The 21,827-nt window shown below is 65.3% G+C and carries 21 protein-coding genes; 15 read left to right on the forward strand and 6 right to left on the reverse strand.

Going from position 1 to position 21,827, the window contains the following annotated elements; all coding sequences use genetic code 11:
- Window positions 1-40: 40 nt before the first annotated feature.
- Together K426_RS21935 and K426_RS21940 are read left to right on the forward strand one after the other, a co-directional pair.
- Entirely contained in the window at window positions 41-1,024 is a 984-nt protein-coding gene (locus K426_RS21935; RefSeq protein ID WP_066562392.1) for a FecR family protein, read from the forward strand.
- A complete protein-coding gene (locus tag K426_RS21940; protein ID WP_237230173.1) occupies window positions 936-3,302 on the forward strand; it encodes a TonB-dependent receptor domain-containing protein in 2,367 nt (788 codons plus the stop codon). The genes K426_RS21935 and K426_RS21940 overlap by 89 nt, the downstream gene beginning before the upstream one ends.
- Here K426_RS21940 and K426_RS21945 read toward each other — a convergent pair.
- Window positions 3,286-4,326, reverse strand: a complete 1,041-nt coding sequence (locus tag K426_RS21945) for an endonuclease/exonuclease/phosphatase family protein (RefSeq protein WP_066562397.1) — start codon at window positions 4,324-4,326, stop codon at window positions 3,286-3,288. The genes K426_RS21940 and K426_RS21945 overlap by 17 nt on opposite strands.
- 229 nt (window positions 4,327-4,555) lie before the next feature.
- Between K426_RS21945 and K426_RS21950 the strand changes: the two genes are divergently transcribed.
- The 5 genes from K426_RS21950 to K426_RS21970 are packed head-to-tail and all read left to right on the forward strand — an operon-like array spanning window position 4,556 to window position 9,102.
- A complete protein-coding gene (locus K426_RS21950) occupies window positions 4,556-5,293 on the forward strand; it encodes a polysaccharide deacetylase family protein (protein ID WP_066562399.1) in 738 nt (245 codons plus the stop codon).
- 3 nt (window positions 5,294-5,296) lie between these two features.
- Window positions 5,297-6,484, forward strand: a complete 1,188-nt coding sequence (locus K426_RS21955; protein WP_082748994.1) for a glycosyltransferase — start codon at window positions 5,297-5,299, stop codon at window positions 6,482-6,484.
- Window positions 6,481-7,425, forward strand: a complete 945-nt coding sequence (locus K426_RS21960) for a hypothetical protein (RefSeq protein ID WP_176392212.1) — start codon at window positions 6,481-6,483, stop codon at window positions 7,423-7,425. The genes K426_RS21955 and K426_RS21960 overlap by 4 nt, the downstream gene beginning before the upstream one ends.
- Complete coding sequence (locus K426_RS21965; protein ID WP_066562400.1) at window positions 7,422-7,925, forward strand: DUF2141 domain-containing protein; 504 nt, start codon at window positions 7,422-7,424, stop codon at window positions 7,923-7,925. Before K426_RS21960 ends, K426_RS21965 begins: the two co-directional genes overlap by 4 nt.
- Before the next feature lie 4 nt (window positions 7,926-7,929).
- Complete coding sequence (locus K426_RS21970) at window positions 7,930-9,102, forward strand: glycosyltransferase (protein ID WP_066562402.1); 1,173 nt, start codon at window positions 7,930-7,932, stop codon at window positions 9,100-9,102.
- Window positions 9,103-9,286: 184 nt separating this feature from the next.
- Here K426_RS21970 and K426_RS21975 read toward each other — a convergent pair whose 3' ends face one another.
- On the reverse strand, window positions 9,287-10,534 hold the full coding sequence (locus K426_RS21975; RefSeq protein ID WP_066562404.1) for an NAD(P)/FAD-dependent oxidoreductase: 1,248 nt from the start codon (window positions 10,532-10,534) through the stop codon (window positions 9,287-9,289).
- A 266-nt stretch (window positions 10,535-10,800) separates the two neighbouring features.
- Here K426_RS21975 and K426_RS21980 point away from each other — a divergent pair, with 266 nt between their 5' ends.
- On the forward strand, window positions 10,801-11,829 hold the full coding sequence (locus K426_RS21980; protein ID WP_066563774.1) for an AraC family transcriptional regulator: 1,029 nt from the start codon (window positions 10,801-10,803) through the stop codon (window positions 11,827-11,829).
- A 62-nt stretch (window positions 11,830-11,891) separates the two neighbouring features.
- Here K426_RS21980 and K426_RS21985 read toward each other — a convergent pair whose 3' ends face one another.
- From K426_RS21985 to K426_RS22000, 4 genes are read right to left on the reverse strand one after another with little or no spacing between them, the layout of a single operon-like run.
- On the reverse strand, window positions 11,892-12,194 hold the full coding sequence (locus K426_RS21985) for a non-heme iron oxygenase ferredoxin subunit (protein WP_066562408.1): 303 nt from the start codon (window positions 12,192-12,194) through the stop codon (window positions 11,892-11,894).
- Window positions 12,191-12,721, reverse strand: a complete 531-nt coding sequence (locus K426_RS21990; RefSeq protein WP_145907582.1) for a nuclear transport factor 2 family protein — start codon at window positions 12,719-12,721, stop codon at window positions 12,191-12,193. The genes K426_RS21985 and K426_RS21990 overlap by 4 nt, the downstream gene beginning before the upstream one ends.
- A complete protein-coding gene (locus K426_RS21995) occupies window positions 12,688-13,059 on the reverse strand; it encodes a hypothetical protein (RefSeq protein WP_066563778.1) in 372 nt (123 codons plus the stop codon). Before K426_RS21995 ends, K426_RS21990 begins: the two co-directional genes overlap by 34 nt.
- Before the next feature lie 13 nt (window positions 13,060-13,072).
- Entirely contained in the window at window positions 13,073-14,332 is a 1,260-nt protein-coding gene (locus K426_RS22000) for an aromatic ring-hydroxylating oxygenase subunit alpha (RefSeq protein WP_237230146.1), read from the reverse strand.
- A gap of 282 nt (window positions 14,333-14,614) precedes the next feature.
- On the opposite strand from K426_RS22000, the gene K426_RS22005 reads away from it, so the two are divergent.
- From K426_RS22005 to K426_RS22035, 7 genes are all read left to right on the forward strand, one after another.
- Complete coding sequence (locus K426_RS22005; protein WP_082748999.1) at window positions 14,615-17,020, forward strand: TonB-dependent receptor; 2,406 nt, start codon at window positions 14,615-14,617, stop codon at window positions 17,018-17,020.
- A gap of 49 nt (window positions 17,021-17,069) precedes the next feature.
- Window positions 17,070-17,549, forward strand: coding sequence for a nuclear transport factor 2 family protein (locus K426_RS22010; protein WP_066562410.1), 480 nt, complete (start codon window positions 17,070-17,072; stop codon window positions 17,547-17,549).
- 104 nt (window positions 17,550-17,653) lie between these two features.
- A complete protein-coding gene (locus tag K426_RS22015; protein ID WP_066562411.1) occupies window positions 17,654-18,889 on the forward strand; it encodes an aromatic ring-hydroxylating oxygenase subunit alpha in 1,236 nt (411 codons plus the stop codon).
- 11 nt (window positions 18,890-18,900) lie between these two features.
- Entirely contained in the window at window positions 18,901-19,245 is a 345-nt protein-coding gene (locus K426_RS22020; RefSeq protein ID WP_066562412.1) for a hypothetical protein, read from the forward strand.
- 30 nt (window positions 19,246-19,275) lie between these two features.
- Entirely contained in the window at window positions 19,276-20,583 is a 1,308-nt protein-coding gene (locus K426_RS22025) for an acetamidase/formamidase family protein (protein ID WP_066562414.1), read from the forward strand.
- 5 nt (window positions 20,584-20,588) lie between these two features.
- A complete protein-coding gene (locus K426_RS22030; protein WP_066562417.1) occupies window positions 20,589-20,822 on the forward strand; it encodes a hypothetical protein in 234 nt (77 codons plus the stop codon).
- A gap of 114 nt (window positions 20,823-20,936) precedes the next feature.
- Window positions 20,937-21,827, forward strand: a complete 891-nt coding sequence (locus K426_RS22035) for a dioxygenase family protein (protein ID WP_066563782.1) — start codon at window positions 20,937-20,939, stop codon at window positions 21,825-21,827.

The raw sequence follows: 21,827 nt of genomic DNA on the forward strand, positions 1-21,827 counted from the left end.
GCGGCTATGCCCGGCCAAGGGACCGTAACGGGACGGAACCATGACGGAGACGATCATCGACCGGGCGATTGCCTGGCACAGTGCGCAGGACGATGCGGATTTCGACTGGGACGGCTTTACGCTGTGGCTGGAGGCCGATCCCGCGCATCGCCTTGCCTTCGATGAGATCGCGCTGCTGGATGACCGGATTGCCGATCATCGTCCTACCCTGGCCGCGCTGTTGCCGCCCATTGAGGTTGTGCCGGTGGCGTTTCCCGCCATGGAAGACCCGGTCGCGTCGCCGCGCCGCTGGAGCCTCTGGGCCGGTGGCGGGATCGCGGCGGCCATGGCGTTGGCGGTCGCCGTTCCGACTTTCCTGTCCCTGTCGCCTGCGCCGTCGGCGGCCGACTATCGCACCGGCGCCGGGCAGAGCCGCACCATCGCGCTGAAGGACGGATCGCGGATCACCCTTGCTGCCTCCAGCCATTTGCGGGTGGAGGGGGAGGGGCAGGACAAGCTGGCGCTGGAGGGCGGCGCGCTGTTCGACATTCCCCATCGTCCCGGCCGGACGATGACGATCCGGGCGGGCGGGCAGGAAATCAGCGACATCGGCACGCGGTTCGACATTTTGGCCGACACCCGGACGATGCGCGTCGCGGTGGCGGAGGGCGTGATCGCGCTCAAGCCGGCCGGTGCGGACAATGCTGCGGTCCGCCTCTCCGCCGGACGGCAGATGGTCATCGACCGGACCACGCACCAAGGCGAGATCAGCGCGGTCGCGCCCGCCGCCATCGGCAGTTGGCGGCAGGGACGGCTGGTTTATGAAGGCGTGCCGCTGTCTCTGGTCGCGTCCGACATCAGCCGCTATGCAGGGGTGCCTGTCAGGGCCGGGGCGGACGTCGCCGGCCGGCGCTTTTCCGGCGTGTTGATCGTGGGGGACGGATCGGGTCTTGTCGGTGAAGTGGCGCAGCTTATGGACCTTCGGATCGTGCGCGAAGCTGGGCGGCAGGACGGCGCTGTCCTGCTGCGCGCTGGCGGCGGCTGAACTCGCCGCGCCGGGCAGCGCCTGGGCGCAGTCCCGGCAGATCAGCATCGACGCCGCGCCGTTGTCCGCCGCGCTGGCGGAATTGTCGCGGCAAACGGGCATAGCGGTCGGCTTCGAAGGGCGCTTGCCGGACGTCCGGTCCCGGCCGGTCAGCGGACGGCTGACGGCGCGGCAGGCCTTGGCGACGATGCTGGAGGGCACGGGGCTGAAGGCGCAGCGCCTGACGCCTACGACATTTCGTCTGGTCCGCGCCGAACGGCCGCTGCCCCGGCGTCCGGCGGATCGGCTTCCGCCGCAGCCTGGCGGCAATGTGGACATCATCGTCACCGGCACCAAGCGGGATGAGCCGCTTTCAAGCCTGCCCATATCGGTCGCCATTGCGGAGGCGCCGGGTGAGCGGACCGGAACGCCGCTGCCCGGCACCGCCGATGTGGCGCGGCAGCTAGACGGGCTGACGCTCACCAATTTGGGGCCGGGGCGCAACCGGCAGTTCATCCGGGGCGTGGCGGACAGCCCGTTCAACGGCAGCAGCCAGTCGACCGTCGCCATATTGGTGAACGACGCCCGCGCCACCTATAATGCGCCCGATCCCGACCTGCGGCTGGTCGATGTCGAGCGGGTGGAATTGCTCAAGGGGCCGCAGGGGTCGCTGTACGGCACGGGCACATTGGGCGGGGTGTTCCATATCGTGACCCGTCCGCCTGATGCCGGGCGGTTCGCTGCCATGGCGGGCGCGGGCGGCTCCATCGCGGCGCATGGCGATGCCGGCGGCGATGTGGAGGCGATGGTCAACCTGCCGCTGGTCGCGGACCGGCTGGCACTGCGCGGCGTCGCCTATGCGGCGCGCGAGCCGGGCTGGATCGACACCGCCGGGCGCGGCGATGCGAACCGGGGGGAGGTCAGCGGCCTTCGCCTCGCCCTGCGCGCGCTGCCGGGGGACTGGACCGTCGACCTGAACGGCATGGTGCAGATGCAGGATGTCGCGGACAGCCAATATGTCTATGCCCGGCACCGGCTGGAGCGGCCCGCGCAGCCTGCCGAGCCGCATGACAATGACTTCGCCATGGCCGCCCTGCGCGTGGCGGGGAAGCTGGGCGATGCGGATTTTGTCTATGCGGGCAACTGGGTCGACCATGACGTGTCGAGCACGCTGGATGCGAGCGCGCTGTCGGCGTCGGCCTTCGGCGTTCCGGCTCCGGCGCTTTATGTCGAGCAGCGACGGAACCGCCTGTTCGATCAGGAAATCCGCCTGTCCCATACCGGCAGCGGCGGCCTGTCGTGGTTGGCGGGCCTGTCCTTCATGGACGTGCGCAACCATCTGCTGGGCACGATCAGCAACGAGGCGGGCGACGTCACGGTCGCGACGGGCACTCAGGGGGTGCGCGAACTGTCGGCCTTCGGTGACATTCGCGTGCCGCTGTCCCGCACATTGTCGCTCGATATCGGCGGCCGCCTGTTCCATTCGCGGACCGAGGAGGAACGGGGCGCGAAAAGGGCGCGGGTCGAGGTTTCGGTGTCGCGCAGCGGATTTACCCCATCGCTCGCCTTGTCGTGGCAGGCTGGGGGCAGGGATTTCCTCTATCTGCGCTATGCCGGGGCGCTGCGTCCGGGCGGGCTTTCGCAAACCGGCACGGGATCGGCGGAGCGTTTCGATTCCGACGAATTGCAGACCTTCGAAGCGGGCTGGCGTCACAGCAATCCAGCGGGACTGACGATCAATGCCGACGCTTTTCTGACGACATGGTCGCATTTGCAATCCGACTATCTGCTGTCGGACGGGCTGATCGGCACCCGCAATGTCGGGGATGCGCGCATCCATGGGGCGGAATTGTCGGTCGACTGGGCGCCCGCGCGCGACTGGGCGCTCAGCGCCGGGCTGGTGGTGCAAAGCGCCCTGCTGACAAAGACGAGCGACGGGACGGAGATTGAGGACCGGCATCTTCCCGTCATTCCGCGCTGGACGGCAAGATGGGGATTGAGCCGGTCCTTCGAGCTTGGGGGCTGGAACGGCAGCGCCGGGGTGCGCCTCAACTATCTCAGCCGCTCCCGGCTCAGCTTCGATCCGGGGCTGGACCGCCAGATGGGCGATTATGCGCTGGCCGATGTGGATCTGCTGCTGCGCAAGGGGACGTGGGGCATCCGCATGGCGGGCAGCAACCTGTTCGATTGCAGGGCGGACAGCTTCGCCTTCGGCAATCCCTTTTCGTTGGGCAAGGGGCCGCAATATACGCCGTTGCGCCCCCGGCAATGGACGGTGGGTTTCACAAGGTCGTGGTGACAGGCCGCCGCTGGAGCGCGAAGACGGCGGCATAGCCGACATGGTCCGACAGCATGCTGCCGTCGGCGGCATGGCCGAATGGCACCTCGATCCGGCGCAGCGCGACATTTGTGCTCCGGCCCGGCGCGAAAAATTCCCAGTCGCGGCCGCGCCATTCCGACAGCCGCGCATCGGCGGACAGCGGCAGGCGAAGCCTTTCCGCCGCCGCATAGGCATTGTTCACGGGCGTGCTCCTGCTCCAGCCTCTTGCCTGTTCGATCAGGTCGCTGCGCCGCGCCTGGGTCTGCCCGGCATTGAAATCGCCCGCCACGATCAGCGCATCGCGGGGGTTGTGAAAGCGGCGGATGAAGGCGGTCAGGCAGGCGAGTTGCCGGTCATGGGCATGGTTCGACCGTTCGTCCGGCACATCGGAAGCGCGCCGGCTGTTGAGATGGGTGGTGACGATGTCCACCGGATCGCCCCCGCCGGGCAGCCTGATCCGCACCAGCAGCGCGCCCTTGTTCGCGAGGCAATCGAACCCCGCGCAGGCATAGCCGGGATAGACCATCGCATGCACGCCGGAGATGGGGAAATCGGACAGGATCTGAAGGCCGCTGCCGACCCATTTGCCGATCCCCTCGCCATGGGACCAGCTTTGCGCCGCCGCGAATCGCAAGTCGGCAGGGGCTGGCGGTTGCGGGCTGGCGGCGTCCTCCCCCGGACCATCGACGATGTAGCGATAGCCCGCCGCGCGGCCGATCGCCTGGGCGTCGCTGGTGAAGGCCTCCTGCAGCAGCACGATCTGCGGGTTGCGCCCCTCTGAACGCAGCGTCCGCAATGTCGCGGCGATCCGGGCGAAATCGGCGGGACGGTCCCAAGCCATCGGCCAGGGCAGGCCGTGGATATTATAGGTCATCACCGACAGGTCGCCGTCGAAGCGGGCCGGGCCGGCGGGGGCCGGCGGATCGCGGGTATCGGCCGACGGCGCCGCCGCGATCAGCGCCGCGACAGCGAGCGTCCGCAGGGCATATCCGAAAATGCGCACGCTTCTTCTCCTGCCGCGATGGCGGGAAGACGACGGGACGGGGTTCTTACCTCAGTTGTCGCAAGTCGAAAAAAATATTCGGGCAAGGAACTGCGTTACTTTCCGGCCATGGCGTCTCCATTGCGAGAGTGAAAGAGCGCTTGTGATCGACTTTGTAATAATGCCGTCATCCCCGACAATCATAGGGCCGCTGGTAATGCACAGGGTTCCGGGGGGGCGTTGACCTGTCATGAAGCGGCTTCTTCTTTCCATTCATGATGTTGGTCCCCGTTTCGAAACGGAAGTGGACCTGCTGCTGGATCGGATGACGCGCCATGCCGGTCCCGCCGAACTGGCGATGCTGGTCGTGCCCGACCATTGGGGACGGCATCCTCTGGCGGTGGGTTCCCCTTTCGCGGTGCGGCTGCGCGCATGGGCGGATGCGGGGATCAGCATGTTCGCCCATGGCTGGTTCCACCAGGATAGGACCGTTCACGATCAGCCCGTCGCGCGGTTCAAGGCGCGCCACATGACCGCCGGAGAGGGCGAATTTCTGGGCCTGGACGGCGAGACCGCGGCGCGGCGCATGATCGATGGACGCGACCTTATCGAACAGATCACTGGCCGTCCGGTGGCGGGGTTCGTCGCGCCCGCCTGGCTTTATGGCGCGCCTGCGCTCGATGCGCTGGGGCAATGCGGTTTCGCGCTGGCGGAGGATCATATGAAGGTCTGGCATCCGCCATCGGGCAAGGTGCTGGCGCGTGGCCCGGTCATCACCTGGGCCAGCCGCAGCCGGGCGCGCATCGCATCCTCTCTGCTGGCGGCGCGGGTGTTGCCGCCGGTGCTGCGCCATGCGCCCGTGGCGCGAGTAGCCGTGCATCCGGGCGACGCGCATGTCCCCGCGCTGCTCGCCAGCATCGATCGCGTGCTGTGGCGGCTGGGGCGCACCCACCGGCCCGCCCGCTATGGCGACCTGTTGGCGAGCTGATCCATGCGCATCCTGACCTTCCTCCACAGTTTCGAGCCGGGCGGGGTCGAGCGCGTGGCGCTGCGGCTGGTACGGCGCTGGCGGGAGCAGGGCGTCGACGCGCCGCTGTTTCTGGGCCGCATCGACGGCGCCATGCGGGCGGAGCTGGGCGACGGCCTCGACCATCATGTCCCGCGCCAGCCGTCTTTCTCCGTTGCGGGCCTCGAAACGCTCTGGATGATCGCGACGCTGCCCGCCTTCATCCGCCGGACGCGGCCCGACGCCCTGTTCTGCGCGGGCAACAGCTATGCCGTGGTCGCCGTGGCGATGAAGCTGCTGCTGGGCCGCGCCTGCCCGCCGGTCCTGGCCAAGATCAGCAACGATCTCGAACGGCGCGACATGATCTGGCCGGCGCGCATGGCCTACCGGCTATGGCTGCGCATCCAGGGCCGGTTCATCGATCATTTCGTCGCCATGGCACCGGGTCTGGAGTGCGAAATAGCCGAACTTGTGCGCCCGGTGAAACAGGCGATCAGCATCGTCCCCGATCCCGCCCTGTCGCGGGCGCAGATCGACCGGCTGCGCGCCGCCCGCCAGCCGGATGAGGGGCGCAAAGGACGTCTGTTCGTCGCCATCGGCCGTCTGGCGCGGCAGAAGAATTTTCCGCTGATGCTCGAAGCCTTCGCCCAGGCGGCGCGGCCCGATGACCGCCTGCTGATCTTCGGAGACGGCCCGGAACGCAAGGCGCTGCAAAGCCGGGCGCAACGCCTCGGCATCGCTGATCGCGTCGGTTTCATGGGTCATGTTCCTGATCCGGCCCTGCAGATCGGGCAGGCGGACGCCTTCCTGCTGTCCTCCGATTATGAAGGCGTGCCTGCCGCGCTGCTGGAGGCGCTGGCCGTCGGCCTTCCCGTCATCGCCACGCAATGCAGCGCGGCGATGCGGTCGCTGCTTGGCGACGGCGCGCTCGGCCGCCTCCTCCCGGTGGGCGACGCCCACGTCTTTGCCGCCGCTCTGGCCGATGCGCCCCTGCCGCAGGACAGCGCCGCCAGCCTCGCCCAAGCGCGCCGCTTCACCCTGGAGGCCGCCTCCGCCGCCTATCTCGACAGCTTCGCGGCGATGACAAGCGCCAAAAGCGCCTCATGCCCGACTGAGGCGCTTGGTCAGCCGCGCCGCGACCCCATCCCGCCAATGATGACGAGCCTTTCATGACCGGCAACAGTTCCACAGGCCTTATGCCGCCGCCTACCGCACCGATCGACCCGGCTCTGCTCGATCCCCGGCCGCTGATCCAGTCGGGCCGCAACTGGACCCGCTGGGCCGGGCCGCTGGTTTCGGTGCTGATCCTCGTGGTCGCGCTGCACCAGTTCCGTGGGCTGGACCCCGCCAGCCTCTGGGCGCTGGTGCCGGGCGGCATCGCCTTCTGGGCCGCCTTCGCGCTCTATTATCTGGCCGGGCCGCTGTCCGAATGGGTGATCTTCCGCCGCCTCTGGTCGATCCCGCCGGACGGCTTCGCCGCGCTGCTGCGCAAGCTGGTCAGCAATGAAATCCTGCTCGGCTATCTGGGGGAGGTTTATTTCTACGCCTGGGCCCGGCGCCATGCGAAGATCACCACCGCCCCCTTCGGCGCGATCAAGGATGTGACGATCCTGTCCGCGCTGGTGGGCAATGGCGTGACATTGGTGATGGTGGCGTTCGCCGTGCCGCTGCTGGGCGCGGTCGATGCGCGGCTCAACACATGGGAAGTGGGCGGGTCGATACTCTTCGTGCTGGCGACGTCGCTGGTCGCCATGCTGCTGCGCAAGCGGCTGTTCACCCTGCCGCGCAAGGCGCTGTGGATGGTCGCGGCGATCCATCTGCTGCGCATCGTCGCGACGACGGTGCTGGCGGCGATGATGTGGCACATGCTGCTGCCTGACATCGCGCTTAGCTGGTGGATTTTACTCGGCACGCTGCGGCAGTTGGTCTCGCGCCTGCCCTTCCTGCCGAACAAGGATGTGGTGTTCGCAGGCATGGCCGCATTTCTGATCGGGCGCGACAGCGAGATCGTGTCGGCCATGGCGCTGATGGCGTCGCTGATCCTGGCGGCGCATCTGTTGGTCGGCATCACGCTGGGGGCGACCGGATTGCTGCGGGAAAGCCGGGCGCAATGATCGCAACCCTCTTCCTCGCCAGCGTGGCGATCCCCTCCACGCCTGATCTGGGCAAGGCCGAGGGGCAATGCCGCCCGGACGAAAAAGGCTCCGCCTATCTGGTCGAGGTGGCGGGCCTCAAGGACCGCAAGGGGCGGTTGAAGCTGGAACTTTATCCCGCGAACGACGCGGATTTCCTGGCGGACGACAATATTCTGATCGCCGCGGGCAAGCCGTTCCGCCGCGTTGAGGAGCCGGTGCCGCCATCCGGCCCGGTGGAGCTGTGCATTCGCGCACCCGGCCCCGGCAGCTATGCGCTCAGCCTGCTGCATGACCGCGACGCCAATCGCCGCTTTTCCCTGTCGATCGACGGCATCGGCTTTGCGGGCAATCCGAAGATCGGCTGGTCCAAGCCCCATGCCGCCGCTGCCAGCGCGCCCGTGGGCAGCGGCCCCACGCGCATCACAATCACCGTCAATTATCGCCGGGGACTTTTTTCCTTCGGCCCAGCGGAGAAATAATCCGATGCGCATCGTCGATGTCTGCGCCTTCTACGCGCCCAGCGGCGGCGGGGTGAAGACCTATGTGGAACGCAAGCTGCGCGCCGGGGCGCAGGCGGGGCATGAGATCATCATCCTGGCCCCGTCCGACAGCGACCGGGTGGTGGAGGCGGGCGGCGGCAAGATCGTCATGCTGCCCGCGCGGCGTTTCCCGCTGGACCGGCGCTATTCCTATTTCGATGATGAACAGTCGCTCCACGCCATGCTCGACCGGCTGCAACCCGATCTGGTCGAGGCGTCCTCGCCCTGGGGCAGCGCCGCGATGGTGGCGCGTTGGCGGGGGGATGCGCCCCGCGCCCTCATCATGCATGCCGATCCGCTGTCCGCCTATGCCTATCGCTGGTTCGGCCAAGTGCTGAGCCGGGAGCGGATTGACCGGGGCTTCGACTGGTTCTGGCGGCATTTGCGGCGGCTGGACGAGAGTTTCGACATGGTCGTCAGCGCCAGCAACAGCCTGTCCCAACGGCTGGAGGCGGGGCGCCTGAAGCGCGTCGTGACCCTGCCCATGGGCGTGGAGCCCGGCCATTTCAGCCCCACGCGGCGCAACGAACGGCTGCGCGCCCGGCTGCTGGAGCGCTGTGGCCTCGGCCCCGATGCGACGCTGCTGCTGGGGGTCGGCCGCCATGCGCCCGAAAAGCGCTGGCCGATGGTGATAGAGGCGGTCACGTCGGCGGGCTTTGCCACGCCGGTCGGGCTGGTGCTGGTGGGTGACGGGCGGGAACGGGCGCGGGTCCGCCGCGCTGCCGCCAATAATCCGCATATCCAGCTTCTGGCGCCGATGCACGACCGGCCCGCGCTGGCCGAACTGCTCGCCAGCGCCGACGCGCTCGTCCATGGCTGCGAGGCGGAGACTTTCTGCATGGTCGCGGCGGAAGCGCGGGCCAGCGGCCTGCCGGTCATCGTGCCCGACGAAGGGGGCGCTTCGGACCAGGCCCGCAGCGGTGGTGGCCTGCTCTATCGCGCCGCTCAGGCCGACAGCCTGGCCGCCGCCATCGTCGATTTCGTGAATGGCGGCCCCGCCGAACAGCGCCGCCGCGCCTCTGCCCTGGCGCCGTCGGTCATGACCATGGACGATCATTTCGGCAGGCTGTTTTCCGCCTATCAGCGCCTCGCGCCGGGCCGCCGTCATGCTGCTTAGACGGTCCTTGCCCCTGATGCGCCGATCCGGACCAGCCGCCAGCGAGAGGCCACAGCCCCGTACCGGTGAGCGGGCGAAGGAGGTAGGCCAACCCCATGCTTGCGGCCTGCGATATCGGGCCGACTGCGAATGCTGGTCCTTCTGGGCAGCTATTCTCTGGTGGCTGCTGCGTTCCAGAGGGCGTTCATGACGCGACCCGATCCGTCTGCGCCGCCATCTTCAGGGGGACGGAAATATCCGCCAGCTTCGCCCGGTCGACCGCAACCCCCTTCAGGATCAGCGCGCGGGCGCCCATGAAATCCTTCGCATTATTGATCGCATCGACCGCCACCACGCGGCCTTGCCGCAAGTAGATGACGGTGAACGGGCCATTTTCCCGGTCGCCGCGCAGGACGATGTCGTCGGCATCCTTGTTGAGCCCGGCGGATTGCAGCGTCAGGTCGAACTGATCGGACCAGAATGTCGGCAGCGCCCGATATTCGGTCGGCGCCTCCATGATGGTGTCGGCGGCGATGGCCGCGGAGTCCATCGCATGCTGCACGGATTCCAGCCGCCACAAGCCCCCGGCGAACGGATTGGGATGCCGGGCGCAGTCGCCTATGGCCAGAACGCCCTCCGCCGACGTCCGGCAATATTCATCGACCAGCACGCCGCCGTCGCAGGCGATGCCCGCCTCTTCCGCCAGCGCCGTGTCGGCATCGATGCCGATGCCGATGATCGCGAGATCGACGGGAATTTCCTCGCCCGATCCCAATCTGACGGCCGACACGCGATCCTCGCCGGAAAAGCCCGCGACTTGCTCGCCCAGGCGCAGCTCGACGCCCCGGTTGCGATGCTGGCGTTCGAAAAAGTCGGACACTGCAGGTGAGGTGACGCGCTGGAGGACGCGGGGTTGCGCTTCGATGACGACGACCTCATGCCCCATCTCGCGCGCCGCCGCCGCGACCTCCAGCCCCACATATCCCGCTCCGATGATGCCGATGCGCCCGCCATTGCGAAGCCCCTCGCGGATCGCATCCACATCCGCGACGGTGCGCAGATAATAGAGGCCCGCAAGCTCCGAACCGGGGCAGCGAAGGTGCCGCACTTTCCCGCCGGTCGCCAGCGCGCACCACCCGAACCGGATGATCCGGCCATCGTCCAGTTCGACCCGCTTGCCGGCGGGATCGAGCGACCTCACCCTGCACCCCAGTTCGAAGCGCACCTGCTGCTCGGCCCAATAATCGCTGTCCCGCAGCAGCAGCCGGTCGATCTGCATGCTGCCGATCAGATAGGCTTTGGACAGGGGAGGGCGGTCATAGGGCAAGCTGTGTTCGTCGCTGACGATCGCGATGCTTCCGGCAAAGCCCTTCTGCCGCAGCGAAATGGCCAGATGCGCGCCCGCATGCCCGCCGCCGATGATGAGGACGTCCACGGCGATTTGATCGTTCAACTCGATTCTCCCAAATGCGTGACCGGGGGACACGCCGCGCCGTCTTTCATGGCGTTTCGGGGAATCTGGGCGATAATCTGTCCGGCAACTATCCCGTTACCGCAGGCGCTGCCCCCATAATGCGGCCTTTTGGCGCGCCAGGCTTGACCCGGCCTTGTAATCGGAGTGTCATCATGAAAAGGCGAAGGGAGGGCTGCGTCAATGATCCGTCGCATCAGGGGGAATATGTCCGCATCTGCGCCGGAAACGCGCCGGGAGGGACGAGCATGCTGACTCAAATGGCCACGCCGAACCGCTTCTGGAATGGAGAGGCGCTTCCGCTCGTGCAGTGGAACAGGTTCAGCAGCACCGACGCCGGCGATGTCGAAGCGCATATGAGCCGGATGTTCTGCCCCCATCGGCTGGATGTCCAGGGCGGGCGCCCGCCGATCGACTTTCGCCACAATCAGGCCCAGCTCAAGGCGCTGACGTTCAATGCGCAGGATTATGGCAATCCCTTCGGCCGCATCTCCATCGACGTGCCCCAGATGGGCGAGAGCTATCTTGTGCAATTTTCGCTGACGGGCACCTCCTTCATCACCCATGACAAGGACAGTTTCAGCCTTGCGCCCGGCCAGATGTGCGTGCTCGCCCCCAATTCGCATTTCCGGCAGACGTTCGACGCGGGTTACAAGCATTTCACCATCAAGATCCCGAAGGCCGACCTGGAACTGGTGCTGGCGAACGAGCTGGGCTTCCGGCCGGACGATCTGGTCTTTTCGACCCGGCCCGTGCCGCTGGTCGGCGCCGCCCAGGCGTTCGCCCATCTCGTCCGCACCATCTGCGACGACATCGACTATGGCCTGACCGGCTATACCCATCCCCGCGCCAGCGGAGCGGTGGAGGATGCGCTCAAGCGCCTGCTGCTCGCCGCGGTGCCGCACAACCATTCCGACCTGTTCGATTCCGTCCCATCCGGCCCTGCGCCCTATTATGTCCGGCGCGTCGAGGATTTCGTCCGGGGCCATGCGTGCGAGGCGATTTCGCTGATTGACATGATCGAGATTTCGGGCGTCAGCGCGCGCTCCCTGCACGCCGGTTTCCGCCGTTTCCGCGGGGTCACGCCGATGGTCTATCTCAAAAATGTCCGGCTCGACCTCGCGCGCAAGATGTTGCTGGGCGGCGTCGAGGAGGGGCATAGCGTCACCGATGTCGCCCTGACCTGCGGTTTCAGCCACCTCAGCAAATTCGCCCGCGACTATGCGGAGCGCTTTGGCGAACGCCCTTCAGCCACCCTGCGGCAACTGAAGGGCTGACCGGGTGGGGGAGAGGGCTGGTACGGCTATGCGCCGGACGGCGCATTTCCAAACAGACTCTCTCAGCCCGCGATATGCACCGCGCCGTCGATAATCTCCACAGTGTAGGTTTTGAGCGCGATCGAGCAGGGGGCGGCGCAGGCCGCGCCGGTCCTTATGTCGAAACTGCCTAGGTGGAAGGGGCAGACGATCTTGCCGTCCTCGATCTCTCCCTCCGCCAGCGACGCTTCGCCATGGGTGCACAGGTCGTCGGTCGCGAATACTTCGCCGTCCAGCAGGTAGACGGCGATCCCATGGTCGCCGTCCAGCTCGACCCGATGAACCTCGTCTTCGCTCAAATCCTCCACCGCGCACAGCCGGATCATTGATCGAACGCCTTCTTGACCATCCAGGGCGGCGTGGCCACCCCCTGAACCCTGAGATCCAGCTTCACAGACGCGAATTTCCATTCTTCTTCCTCATATCTTGCAACGCTGTCGTACCAGCCGCCCAGCCAGCGATCTTCCGGGCCGGAGTCCCCGGCCATGGTGGACAATTCCCAGAGATACCATCGACAGCGCGCCGACCGGCCGTCCTCCGCAAACTCGACATAGGGGGCGACCATATAGTGGATCGACCACAGCACCGCCTCGGCGGCGATGTGGGCGAGCCCTTCGGCAATCGCGCCGGAGCCGTGGAAGGTGGCGAAGCCCTCCGCCGACCAGATGGCGTCGGCATGGAATAGCGGCTGCATGATCGCCGGATCGTTCTTCCGGTCCGCGCCATGGCCGTAACGCGCCACGAGATCCTCTATCTCCTGGCGCGCCTCGATCCGGAACAGCCGTTCCTCGACGGAGAGATGGGCCGTCCTCGCCATGGTCAGGCGGTTGCCATCGGGCTGAGACCGCGCCACGTCTCCTGCCCGCCATGGACGGCGACGAACCGCGCCTCCTCGAACGCATAGGGGACGCCGGGCGAGCCGGAATAAAGCTCGATATGCGGCGCCACCTCGGCAAGCGACAGCGCCAGATTGTAGAGCGCGTGATGGCTCTCCGGCAGCGCCCCCAGCGGGAAACGGTCGACCTCCGCCAGCGCGTCGGAAAGGCGCGGCAGCATCCGGTCGTAAAAGGTGCGCAGTTCCGCCGCGCCCGACCCCTGCCGCTTGCGCTGCCGCTCGTCGGCGGTCGGCAGGTTCCAGCCGAGGCAAAGGGAGAGGTCTTCGAAGCCGGTGGGCAGTATGGTTTGCGTCATGGTCACTTCCCCCTCACGCATTGACATATTGATCGACCACGGCGGCGCTGTGGCGGATGAGGATTTCATCGTCCTGGAGGTTCTGGACCAGCTTGGCGCGCGACTGCATCGCCCGTTGCGTATCCTCCATGGTGGCGGTGTCCTCCAGCCAGGCGTTGCGCTGAAGCGTCATCGCATGTTCGATGGCCCAGCGTTCGGCATTGGTCTTGGGCGGGCGGACATAATAGCGCCCCTCCCACAATGTCCGGTTATGGGCGATCGGCCAGAATTGGTGGGTGAACCAGATGCCTTCCGACACATGGATCAGCGTATTGGGGAAAAGCACGCTCAGTTCGAACGCGAAATCGTCCCTCTTGTCGGGGTTGATCGCGGGCGGCAGCATCGTTTCGGCGCGCTGCGTGACGAGGGAGGCGCCCGCGATGTTATTGGCGATGCCCGCCACCGGCGTCGGCTTCGCGCCCAGGGTGAGGCAGACCGCGCAGCTCCGGTGCGGCCCCATCAGCTTCACATTTTGCAGCCCGGTCGAGAAAGTGTTGGGGAACGACCCGGCGTGGATGGTGTCGACATGATAGGCCTCCGCAAAGGCGTCATGCGCGACCTTCCAGTTGCATTCCAGTTCGGTGTGATAGGTGAACTGATAGCTGAGTTCGGCAAAGGGGAATCCGGCGAAATGCGCGGCATAATCGCCCAGATATTCCGCCAGGCTGTTGTCCGGCGTTTCAGCCAGATTGACGAAGATGAACCCTTCCCAGAAGTCGGTGTGGATCGGGGACAGGCCGTTCTTCCGCTTGTCGAAACATTGGTAGAAGCGTTCTTCGCTCGGCACATGCTTCAACGCGCCGTCCGCGCCATAGACCCAGCCGTGGAAGCGGCAGGTGACGATGGCCGCCCTGCTGCGGCCGAAGGTTTCCGGGCCGGTTTCGGTGACGACGGTGTTGCCGCGATGCGCGCAGACATTGTGGTGGGCGCGCACGACATCATCCTTGCCGCGCATCAGGATGATCGACGTGTCGGCGGCGGCGAGGCGCTTGACCTTATAGTCGCCCTTGTTGGGGATTTCGTCGACGCGCCCGACGCACAGCCAGACCTTCCTGAATATCTTCGCCCGCTCCAGTTCGTACCAGTCCGGGTCGATATAGGGTTCGATGGAGATCGGACCCGATCCCAGTTCGGGATGTTCGTGTAACCAGCGATGCGCTTCGTTCATCATCCTGTCCTTGCTGTTGCGATCGGTCGCCGCGTCCGCCGCTTCCCGAATGCGTGAATTCGGCATGGATGATGTCGGCGCGCGCCTTGCCCCGCTAGCCCGTTCCGGTGCACCTTAGCCTGGGGGCGCATCAAAGGCGCGATGGATCGGGAGCGGGAAGAAACGCCTTTTTTCGCCGCTTTGCACTCCGTCGCGCTCAGATGTCGAACGTCGCAGGATCAGGCTAGCGCGCCTGGCCGATCTGGGTTCGATTAGAGGCGGGCGTCCAGCAAGGGCGGTGACCGCACCTTTCGGGGACTGGGCGGTATCAGAAAAACAAAATGCCAATCGAGACGGGGAGTCAAAAAAATGGAAGCTGAAACCTGCAAACCCATATCATCCGGCCGTGCTGCCCAGTGCTTGCAGTCCGGTTCGTTTCGCGCGCTGATGGCTGGCCTGGCGCTGGCCTCCGGAACGCCCGTTCTGGCGCAGCAGGCGCCGGAAGATCCGGCAGCGAACCAGAGCGCCGGTATCGAGGAAATCACGGTCACGGCCCGCCGCCGGGCGGAATCGCTTCAGGACACGCCGATCTCCATCTCGGCCGTGACGTCGGAAGGTCTGGCGCAACGCGGCATCGACAATGTCACCCAGATCGGTGACTTCACGCCGAATGTGAAGTTCAACAGCTCGGTTCCCGTTTCCGCCAGCAACGCCACGGCGGCGATCTTCATTCGCGGCATCGGGCAGAATGACTATCAGCTCTCCGCCGATCCGGGCGTAGGACTATATCTCGACGGCGTTTATATTTCACGCGGCGTCGGCAATGTCCTCGACGTGCTCAATGTCGAGCGCATCGAGGTGCTGCGAGGTCCGCAGGGCACGCTGTTCGGCCGCAACACCATCGGCGGCGCGGTGAGCGTGGTGACGAAGAAGCCCGCCGACGATCTGGGCGCCAGCCTGGAACTGACCACGGGAAGCTACAACCGGGTGCAGATCAAGGGATCGATCGACGTGCCGTTGGCGGAGGGGGTCTATACCAGCTTCTCCGGTTTCTATCATCTGCGCGAAGGCTATGTGAAGGGCACGGTGCCGCTGGCGCCGGACCTGGGCGACACCAATACGATGGCGGGCCGCTTCGCGGTTCGGCTTGAACCGACGAGCAAGCTTTCCATCAACATCGCCGTCGACGGCACGCGCTCGCGGGAGGAAACCGCGCCCAACGTCATGCTGGCGGTCGATGAGAACGCCCCTGCGGCGCAGGTCTGGAACGGCCTTTATTCCGGCGCGGCCAGCATCTGCACCGATCTTTCCAATCCGGCCCGGCTTTCCGACACGCGCTGCTACAACAGCCAGTGGGCGCAGGCGCCCTATCGCCATGGCGGCACGTTCCGGGCGGTGTCCAGCACCTTCGACAATTTCGGCAAGCGCCGCTATCAATCCGCGTCCGACCTCAACATCTGGGGCGTTTCCGGCACGGTGGAATGGCGGCTGGGCGAGAATGTGACGGCCAAGTCCATCACCGCCTATCGCAAGGTGACGGGTTTCTGGACCCGCGATTCCGATCATAGCCCCGCCAGCATCGTCCAGACCAAGAGCGACTGGAAGCAGGATCAGTTCTCCGAAGAGCTGCAACTGATCGGTGACGCCCTCGACAACCGCCTGAACTGGGTTGTCGGCGGTTATTATTCCAAGGAAAGCGGCAATCATCAGGATCTGGTCAATATTGTCGACGCCGTCTTCATGAGCGGTGCGATACTCGATGGGCGAAGCCTTGCCGCCTTCGGTCAGGCGACGTTCGAGATCGTCCATAATCTCAGCCTGACGGGCGGCATACGCTGGACCGAGGACAGGAAGACTTTCGACAATGGCAACCAATATGTCGTGGCGGCGGGCTTCCTGACCGGCCAGCCCTTCAATCCTGACGGTTCGGGCCTTCAGGACGGCGATCCGCTGATGGGTCCGCCCGGACGCACGACGATCAAGGACCGCGCCTGGACGCCGATGGCCAGCCTTTCCTATCGCTGGTCGCCCGAATTCCTGACCTACGCATCCTATTCGCAAGGGTTCAAGGGCGGCGGCTTCACCCAGCGCGTCTTCCCGCCCTTCGCCAATATCCCGTCCTTCCGGCCGGAGACGAGCACCACCTATGAAGTCGGCTTCAAGTCCGACCTGCTCGACCGGCGGCTGCGGCTGAACGGCGCGGCGTTCGTCAACGATTATGACGATCTGCAGATCACGGTGAACGACCCGCGCCTGGGCTTCGCGCCGATCATCCAGAACGCCGCGAAGGCGCGGATCAAGGGTCTGGAACTCGAATTGCAGGCGCGCCCGACCGAGGCGCTCAGGCTGGAGGCGGGGCTCGGCTATCTTGACGCCAAATATCGTCAGGTGGACATCCGCGCCCTCAACAGCGGCGTGACCAAGGATTCTCATCTGCAAAATGCGCCGAAGTGGACGCTGAGCGCTGGCGTGTCCTACGACATCCGGGTGGATGGCGTGGGCAAGTTCACGCCGCGGGTCGACTGGTCCTATCGTTCGAAGGTCTATAATGACGCGGTGAACAGCCCGCTGCTGATCCAGAAGGGCTATCATCTGGTGAACGCGTCGATCGGCTATAGCGACGAGCCCGAAAGCTGGCTGATCACGCTGGGCGTCAAGAATCTGACCAAGGAGGTCTATCTCGGCTCCGGCTTCGTGGATTCCTTCGGCGGGATCACCGAGGGCGCGTTCGGACGTCCCCGCGAATGGTTCCTGAGCGCGCGCCGGACCTTCTGAAATCATGCGGGCGCTGGGTTCCGGCGCCCCTTTACCGGGCGAGGATGCCATGCCGGAAACATTGGAACGCAAGGTCGAACGTCTGGAGGCGCTGCGCGATATCGACACGCTGATCGTCGATCTTTCGCGGGCGTTCGATGCGGGGCCGTCGGCTCAGATGCTGCGGCCCTTGTTCACGGAGGATGCGGTCTTCCAGATCGACCGATATGGCACGTTATCGGGCGGCGAGACGATCGCGCAGGGGGTCGCTGGCAATGCCGATCAGGGCTTCAAATGGACCCTGCATTATCTGGTTTCGCCCAAGGTGACGCTCGATCCCGGCCATGACCGGGCCGCCGTCGACTTCATGCTGTGGGAAGTCGCCACTTCGGCAAGCGGGCGGGCCTATTGGATTGGCGGGCGTTATGTCGCGGAAGCGCGGAAGAGGGAGGGAAATTGGCGCTTCAGCGCGCTGGAATTGCGGGCCGATCTCATATCCCATTATCCCGATGGCTGGCGTGAGAAACCCGCCGCTTTGGCCGATGCATGATCCGCCATGCGTTTGATTGCGGCCAGGGGATGATGGCTGCCCTCTGGTCCTAGCGCCTGCTCGATAAGAAGCGGCAGACTTCACTGGAATTTTCGGAGAGAATCATGACTAGGACATGCACGGCGGGAGATCTGCGCCATATCAATCGCAGCGTCGATGACATTCGCGACGAACTCGGCATCGATCCGGTTTCGGTGCGGGCGATCAGCGATCCGGCCATTTACGAGCTGGAACGCGAAAAGATCTTCCGGAAGACTTGGCTGAAGGTCGCGACAAGCTGGGAGATTCCGAACATAGGCGATTATAAGGTCAAGGAACTGCCCGTGGCCGATGCGTCCGTGCTGATCGTGCGCGGCAAGGACGGCCAGATCCGGGCCTTCCACAATGTCTGCACCCATCGCGGGAACAAGGTGGTTCCGACCAGCGGTTTCGAAACCTTCGGCCGGTCGCGCGCCAATGTGGTGACCTGCCGGTTCCACGGCTGGGTCTTCTCGACCGATGGACCGCTGCGGTCGGTGCCGATGAAGGAAAAATTCGGCAAGCTCGACACGGCATGCCTTGGCCTGCGCGAAATCCATTGCGATAGTTGGGAAGGCTTCGTCTTCATCAATTTCGACGCCGAACCGGCTCAGACGCTGACCGAATATCTGGGCGATTTCGGCAAGCTGTTCGGCGGCTATCCCTATGCGGAATCGACCACTGCCTTCCGCTATTCGACCGTGCTGAACTGCAACTGGAAGGTCGCGCATTATGCCTTCAGCGAAGGCTATCATGTGCCGACCATCCATGCGGGGTCGCTGCCGGGCTTCAAGGGGGTGGAGCATAGCGATTTCAAGCTGATGGGGCCGCATGCCTCCTCCACCATCTATGGGGCGGGCATGGACACCGCGCCCTCTACGCTGGCCTTCGCATCGATGCTGAGCACGACCGAGCGCCACCGCCCGCGCCCCGATCAGTTGCCGCCCGCGATCAACCCGGAACGGCGGGCGGATTTCCAGTTCGAGCTGCCCAATCTGTTTCCCAATTTCATCATCCATCTGGCGTCGGGCTGCGGCTATCCGGGCATGTCCTTTTTCACCCATCAGTTCTGGCCGCTCGATCATGGGCGGACGCTGTGGGAAGGCATCAACTATTTCCGGCCAGCCCAGACCGCGGCGGAACAGGTGGCGCAGCAGCATGTGAACGCGCTGCACCGCAACGCCTGGCTGGAAGACACCGCCACCATGGAAGACACTTTCGCCGGCATCATGTCCGGATCGATCGATGCGATGCAATTGATGGACCAGGAATTCCTGATCCGCCACGCGGCGCGCACGCTCGACACCTATCTCGCGGCCTGAGGAACCATAGCATGACGAACCCCATCCTTCCCGCGCCCTTTGCCGATCTGGCGCCGCTTGCCGCCCATTGGGCGCGCCCGAGCGAGAATGAACGCAGCGAAATCCGCTGGACCGCCACCGCCGCCGATTTCAAGGCGCTGTACGATGCGATGATGCCGCGCCTCGATGAGATATTGCGCCTGCTGTCGGACCATCCCGCCACCGGCATGCCGGAGGATGTCCATAATCTCTTCCTGCTGGCCTGCGCCTTTGCCGAAGCCTCGCCCCATCATGAGCTTTACAGCGGCAGCAGCGCCGTTCCCTTCAGCTTCGACGCCAGGCGGTTCGTGCGCATGGATGGCGATGCCGCGCTCTGAGCGTTCCCACAGAAAGCAAGGGTAATTCCAATGTCTGATGCACGTTCGCATATCGAGGTTTACGACTATAGCGGCGGGATCGTCGGGCCGGGCATCGAACCGGCCGGGACGGTTCGCGATGGCGGCACGATCCGCACCGGCACGCCGCCGGGCTGCTGGGGGCCGATGATCACGCCGAAATTCCAGGGCGGCCATGAAGTCACCCGCCCGGTGCTGGTCGAGGGCGCGGAGGTGGGAGACGCCATCGCCATCAAGTTGAAGACGGTGCGCGTCACTTCGCTCGCCACCTCCTCGGGCGTCATGGAATTTGTCGAGGGGCGCTATGTGGGTGATCCCTTCGTCGCGAAGCTCTGCCCGAGCTGCGGCACGACCGCGCCGTCCAGCCATATAGAAGGGATCGGGGAAGAGGCGGTCCGGTGCGACAATTGCGGCGCGGAAGTGAACGCGTTCCGCTTTTCCAACGGCTATGTCATCGTGCTGGACCGGGAAAACAACGTGTCCCTGACCGTCGGCAAGGATGTTGCGGAACGGATCGCTGGCGATGCCCGCACTATCGCGGCCATGCCGGACCAGTCGCACCAGCATTCCATCCTTGCCCTGGCGCGGGCGGATATCGCCGGTCTCGCCAGCCGCATGCGGCCCTTCCTCGGCAATATCGGCACGGTGCCGTCACGCGACCTACCGGATTCGCACAATGCGGGGGATTTCGGTTCCTTCCTGATCGATGCGCCCCATGGCTACAGCTTCACGCAGGAGGAACTCGACCAGCACAAGACCGACGGCCATATGGACACCAATTCGGTGCGCGAGGGCGCGATTCTCATTTGCCCGGTCAAGGTGCCGGGCGGCGGCGTCTATATGGGCGACATGCATGCGCAGCAGGGCAATGGCGAGATTGCGGGGCACGCCACCGACGTGTCGGGCGTGGTCGAACTGGAAGTGAAGGTGATCAAGGGGCTGAAACTGGACGGCCCGATCCTGTTGCAGCATCGCGACGACCTGCCCTTCCTGGCGCAGCCGATGAGCCGGGAGGAAAGCGCGGCGGTCGGGCGTCTGGCCGAACGCTACGGCCAGAAGAGGATCGAGGATAATGGGCCGATCACCTTCATCGGTTCGGGACCGACGCTGAACGACGCTACCAAAAACGGCCTCGCCCGCGCCGCCGAGGTGACGGGATTGCCCTATGACGAAATCCTGAACCGGGCGACGATCGCGGGATCGATCGAGATCAGCCGTCTGCCGGGCGTCGTTCGGGTCACTTTCCTTTGCCCGACGCCGATCCTGGAGCGCATGGGTGTGGCCGAACTGGTGCGCCAGCAATATGGCCCGCTGGCGTGATCCACATGAATGGGGCGAAGAGGTCCGGCCTGATCGTCATCGGCAAGGATGTGGTGGATCGCATGCTGCATCTGGAAACCGGCAGGACCGATGAGGCGCTGAACGCGCGTTTCGGCATCAGCTACAATAGCTGGCGCAAGGTCATTGCGGGCCGCCCGGTCCGCTCGTCCATGGCCGCCCGGCTGATGCAGCGCGTCGAAAGCATCGATCCGGGCGCGCCCGATAGCTTTTCGGCATGAAATCGGAGCTGAGCGGAAAACCCGTGACGCCGCTGCTGGGTGACGGCGCTCTGCCGCCATCCTTCCTCCATTCATGACGATGATCGCTGATATTCAACCATTTGGAGAGGCATGATGACCGAAGATTTCGTGAATTCCCCGGCGGTCCAGACCCTGCTGGATCGTGCCAGCGGCCTTGATGCAGAGGGTGGCGACAAGCGGTTGAAGGCCATCACCCGCGACCTGGTGGAAGCGGTGATGAAGACCATCGTGCGCCATGACGTGACAGAGAGCGAATTCTGGGCCGCGATCCAATATTTCCAGAATGGTGCGGCTGAATTCGGCCTGATCGTGCCGGGCGTCGGCCTGGAACATTTCATCGACCTTTTCATGGACGCCAAGGATGCCGAAGCGGGTAGGACCGGGGGCACGCCGCGCACCATTGAAGGGCCGCTCTATGTCGCGGGCGCGCCATTGGTGGAGGGCGACGTCAACCTGACCGACGATGCCGACGACACCGGCACGCTCTATATGAGCGGCGTGATCAAGGGACCGGACGGCGAGCCGGTCAACGGCGCGATCCTGCATGTCTGGCACGCCAATTCCCAAGGCTGGTATTCCCATTTCGACCCGACCGGCGAGCAGACCCCTTTCAACAACCGCCGCCGCATCAGGATCGGCGGCGACGGGCGCTATGCCTTCCATTCGAAGATGCCGAACGGTTACAGCGTGCCTCCGGGCGGCGCGACCGACCGGCTGATGCAGGCGCTGGGCCGCCACGGCAATCGCCCGGCCCATGTCCATTTCTTCATCGAGGCGCCCGGCTATCGCATGCTGACGACGCAGATCAACTTTGGGGACGATCCGTTCGCGGCGGACGATTTCGCCTTCGGCACACGGGAAGGCCTGCTGCCCGTCCCAAACCGGCAGGGCGACACCGCCACCATCGCCTTCGATTTCGAACTCCAGAAGGCCGATGCTTCCAGCGAAGAAGCTTTTTCGGCACGGGCTCGCGCTGTGGCTTGA

It is taken from the genome of Sphingobium sp. TKS (assembly GCF_001563265.1).
Lineage (GTDB): Bacteria > Pseudomonadota > Alphaproteobacteria > Sphingomonadales > Sphingomonadaceae > Sphingobium.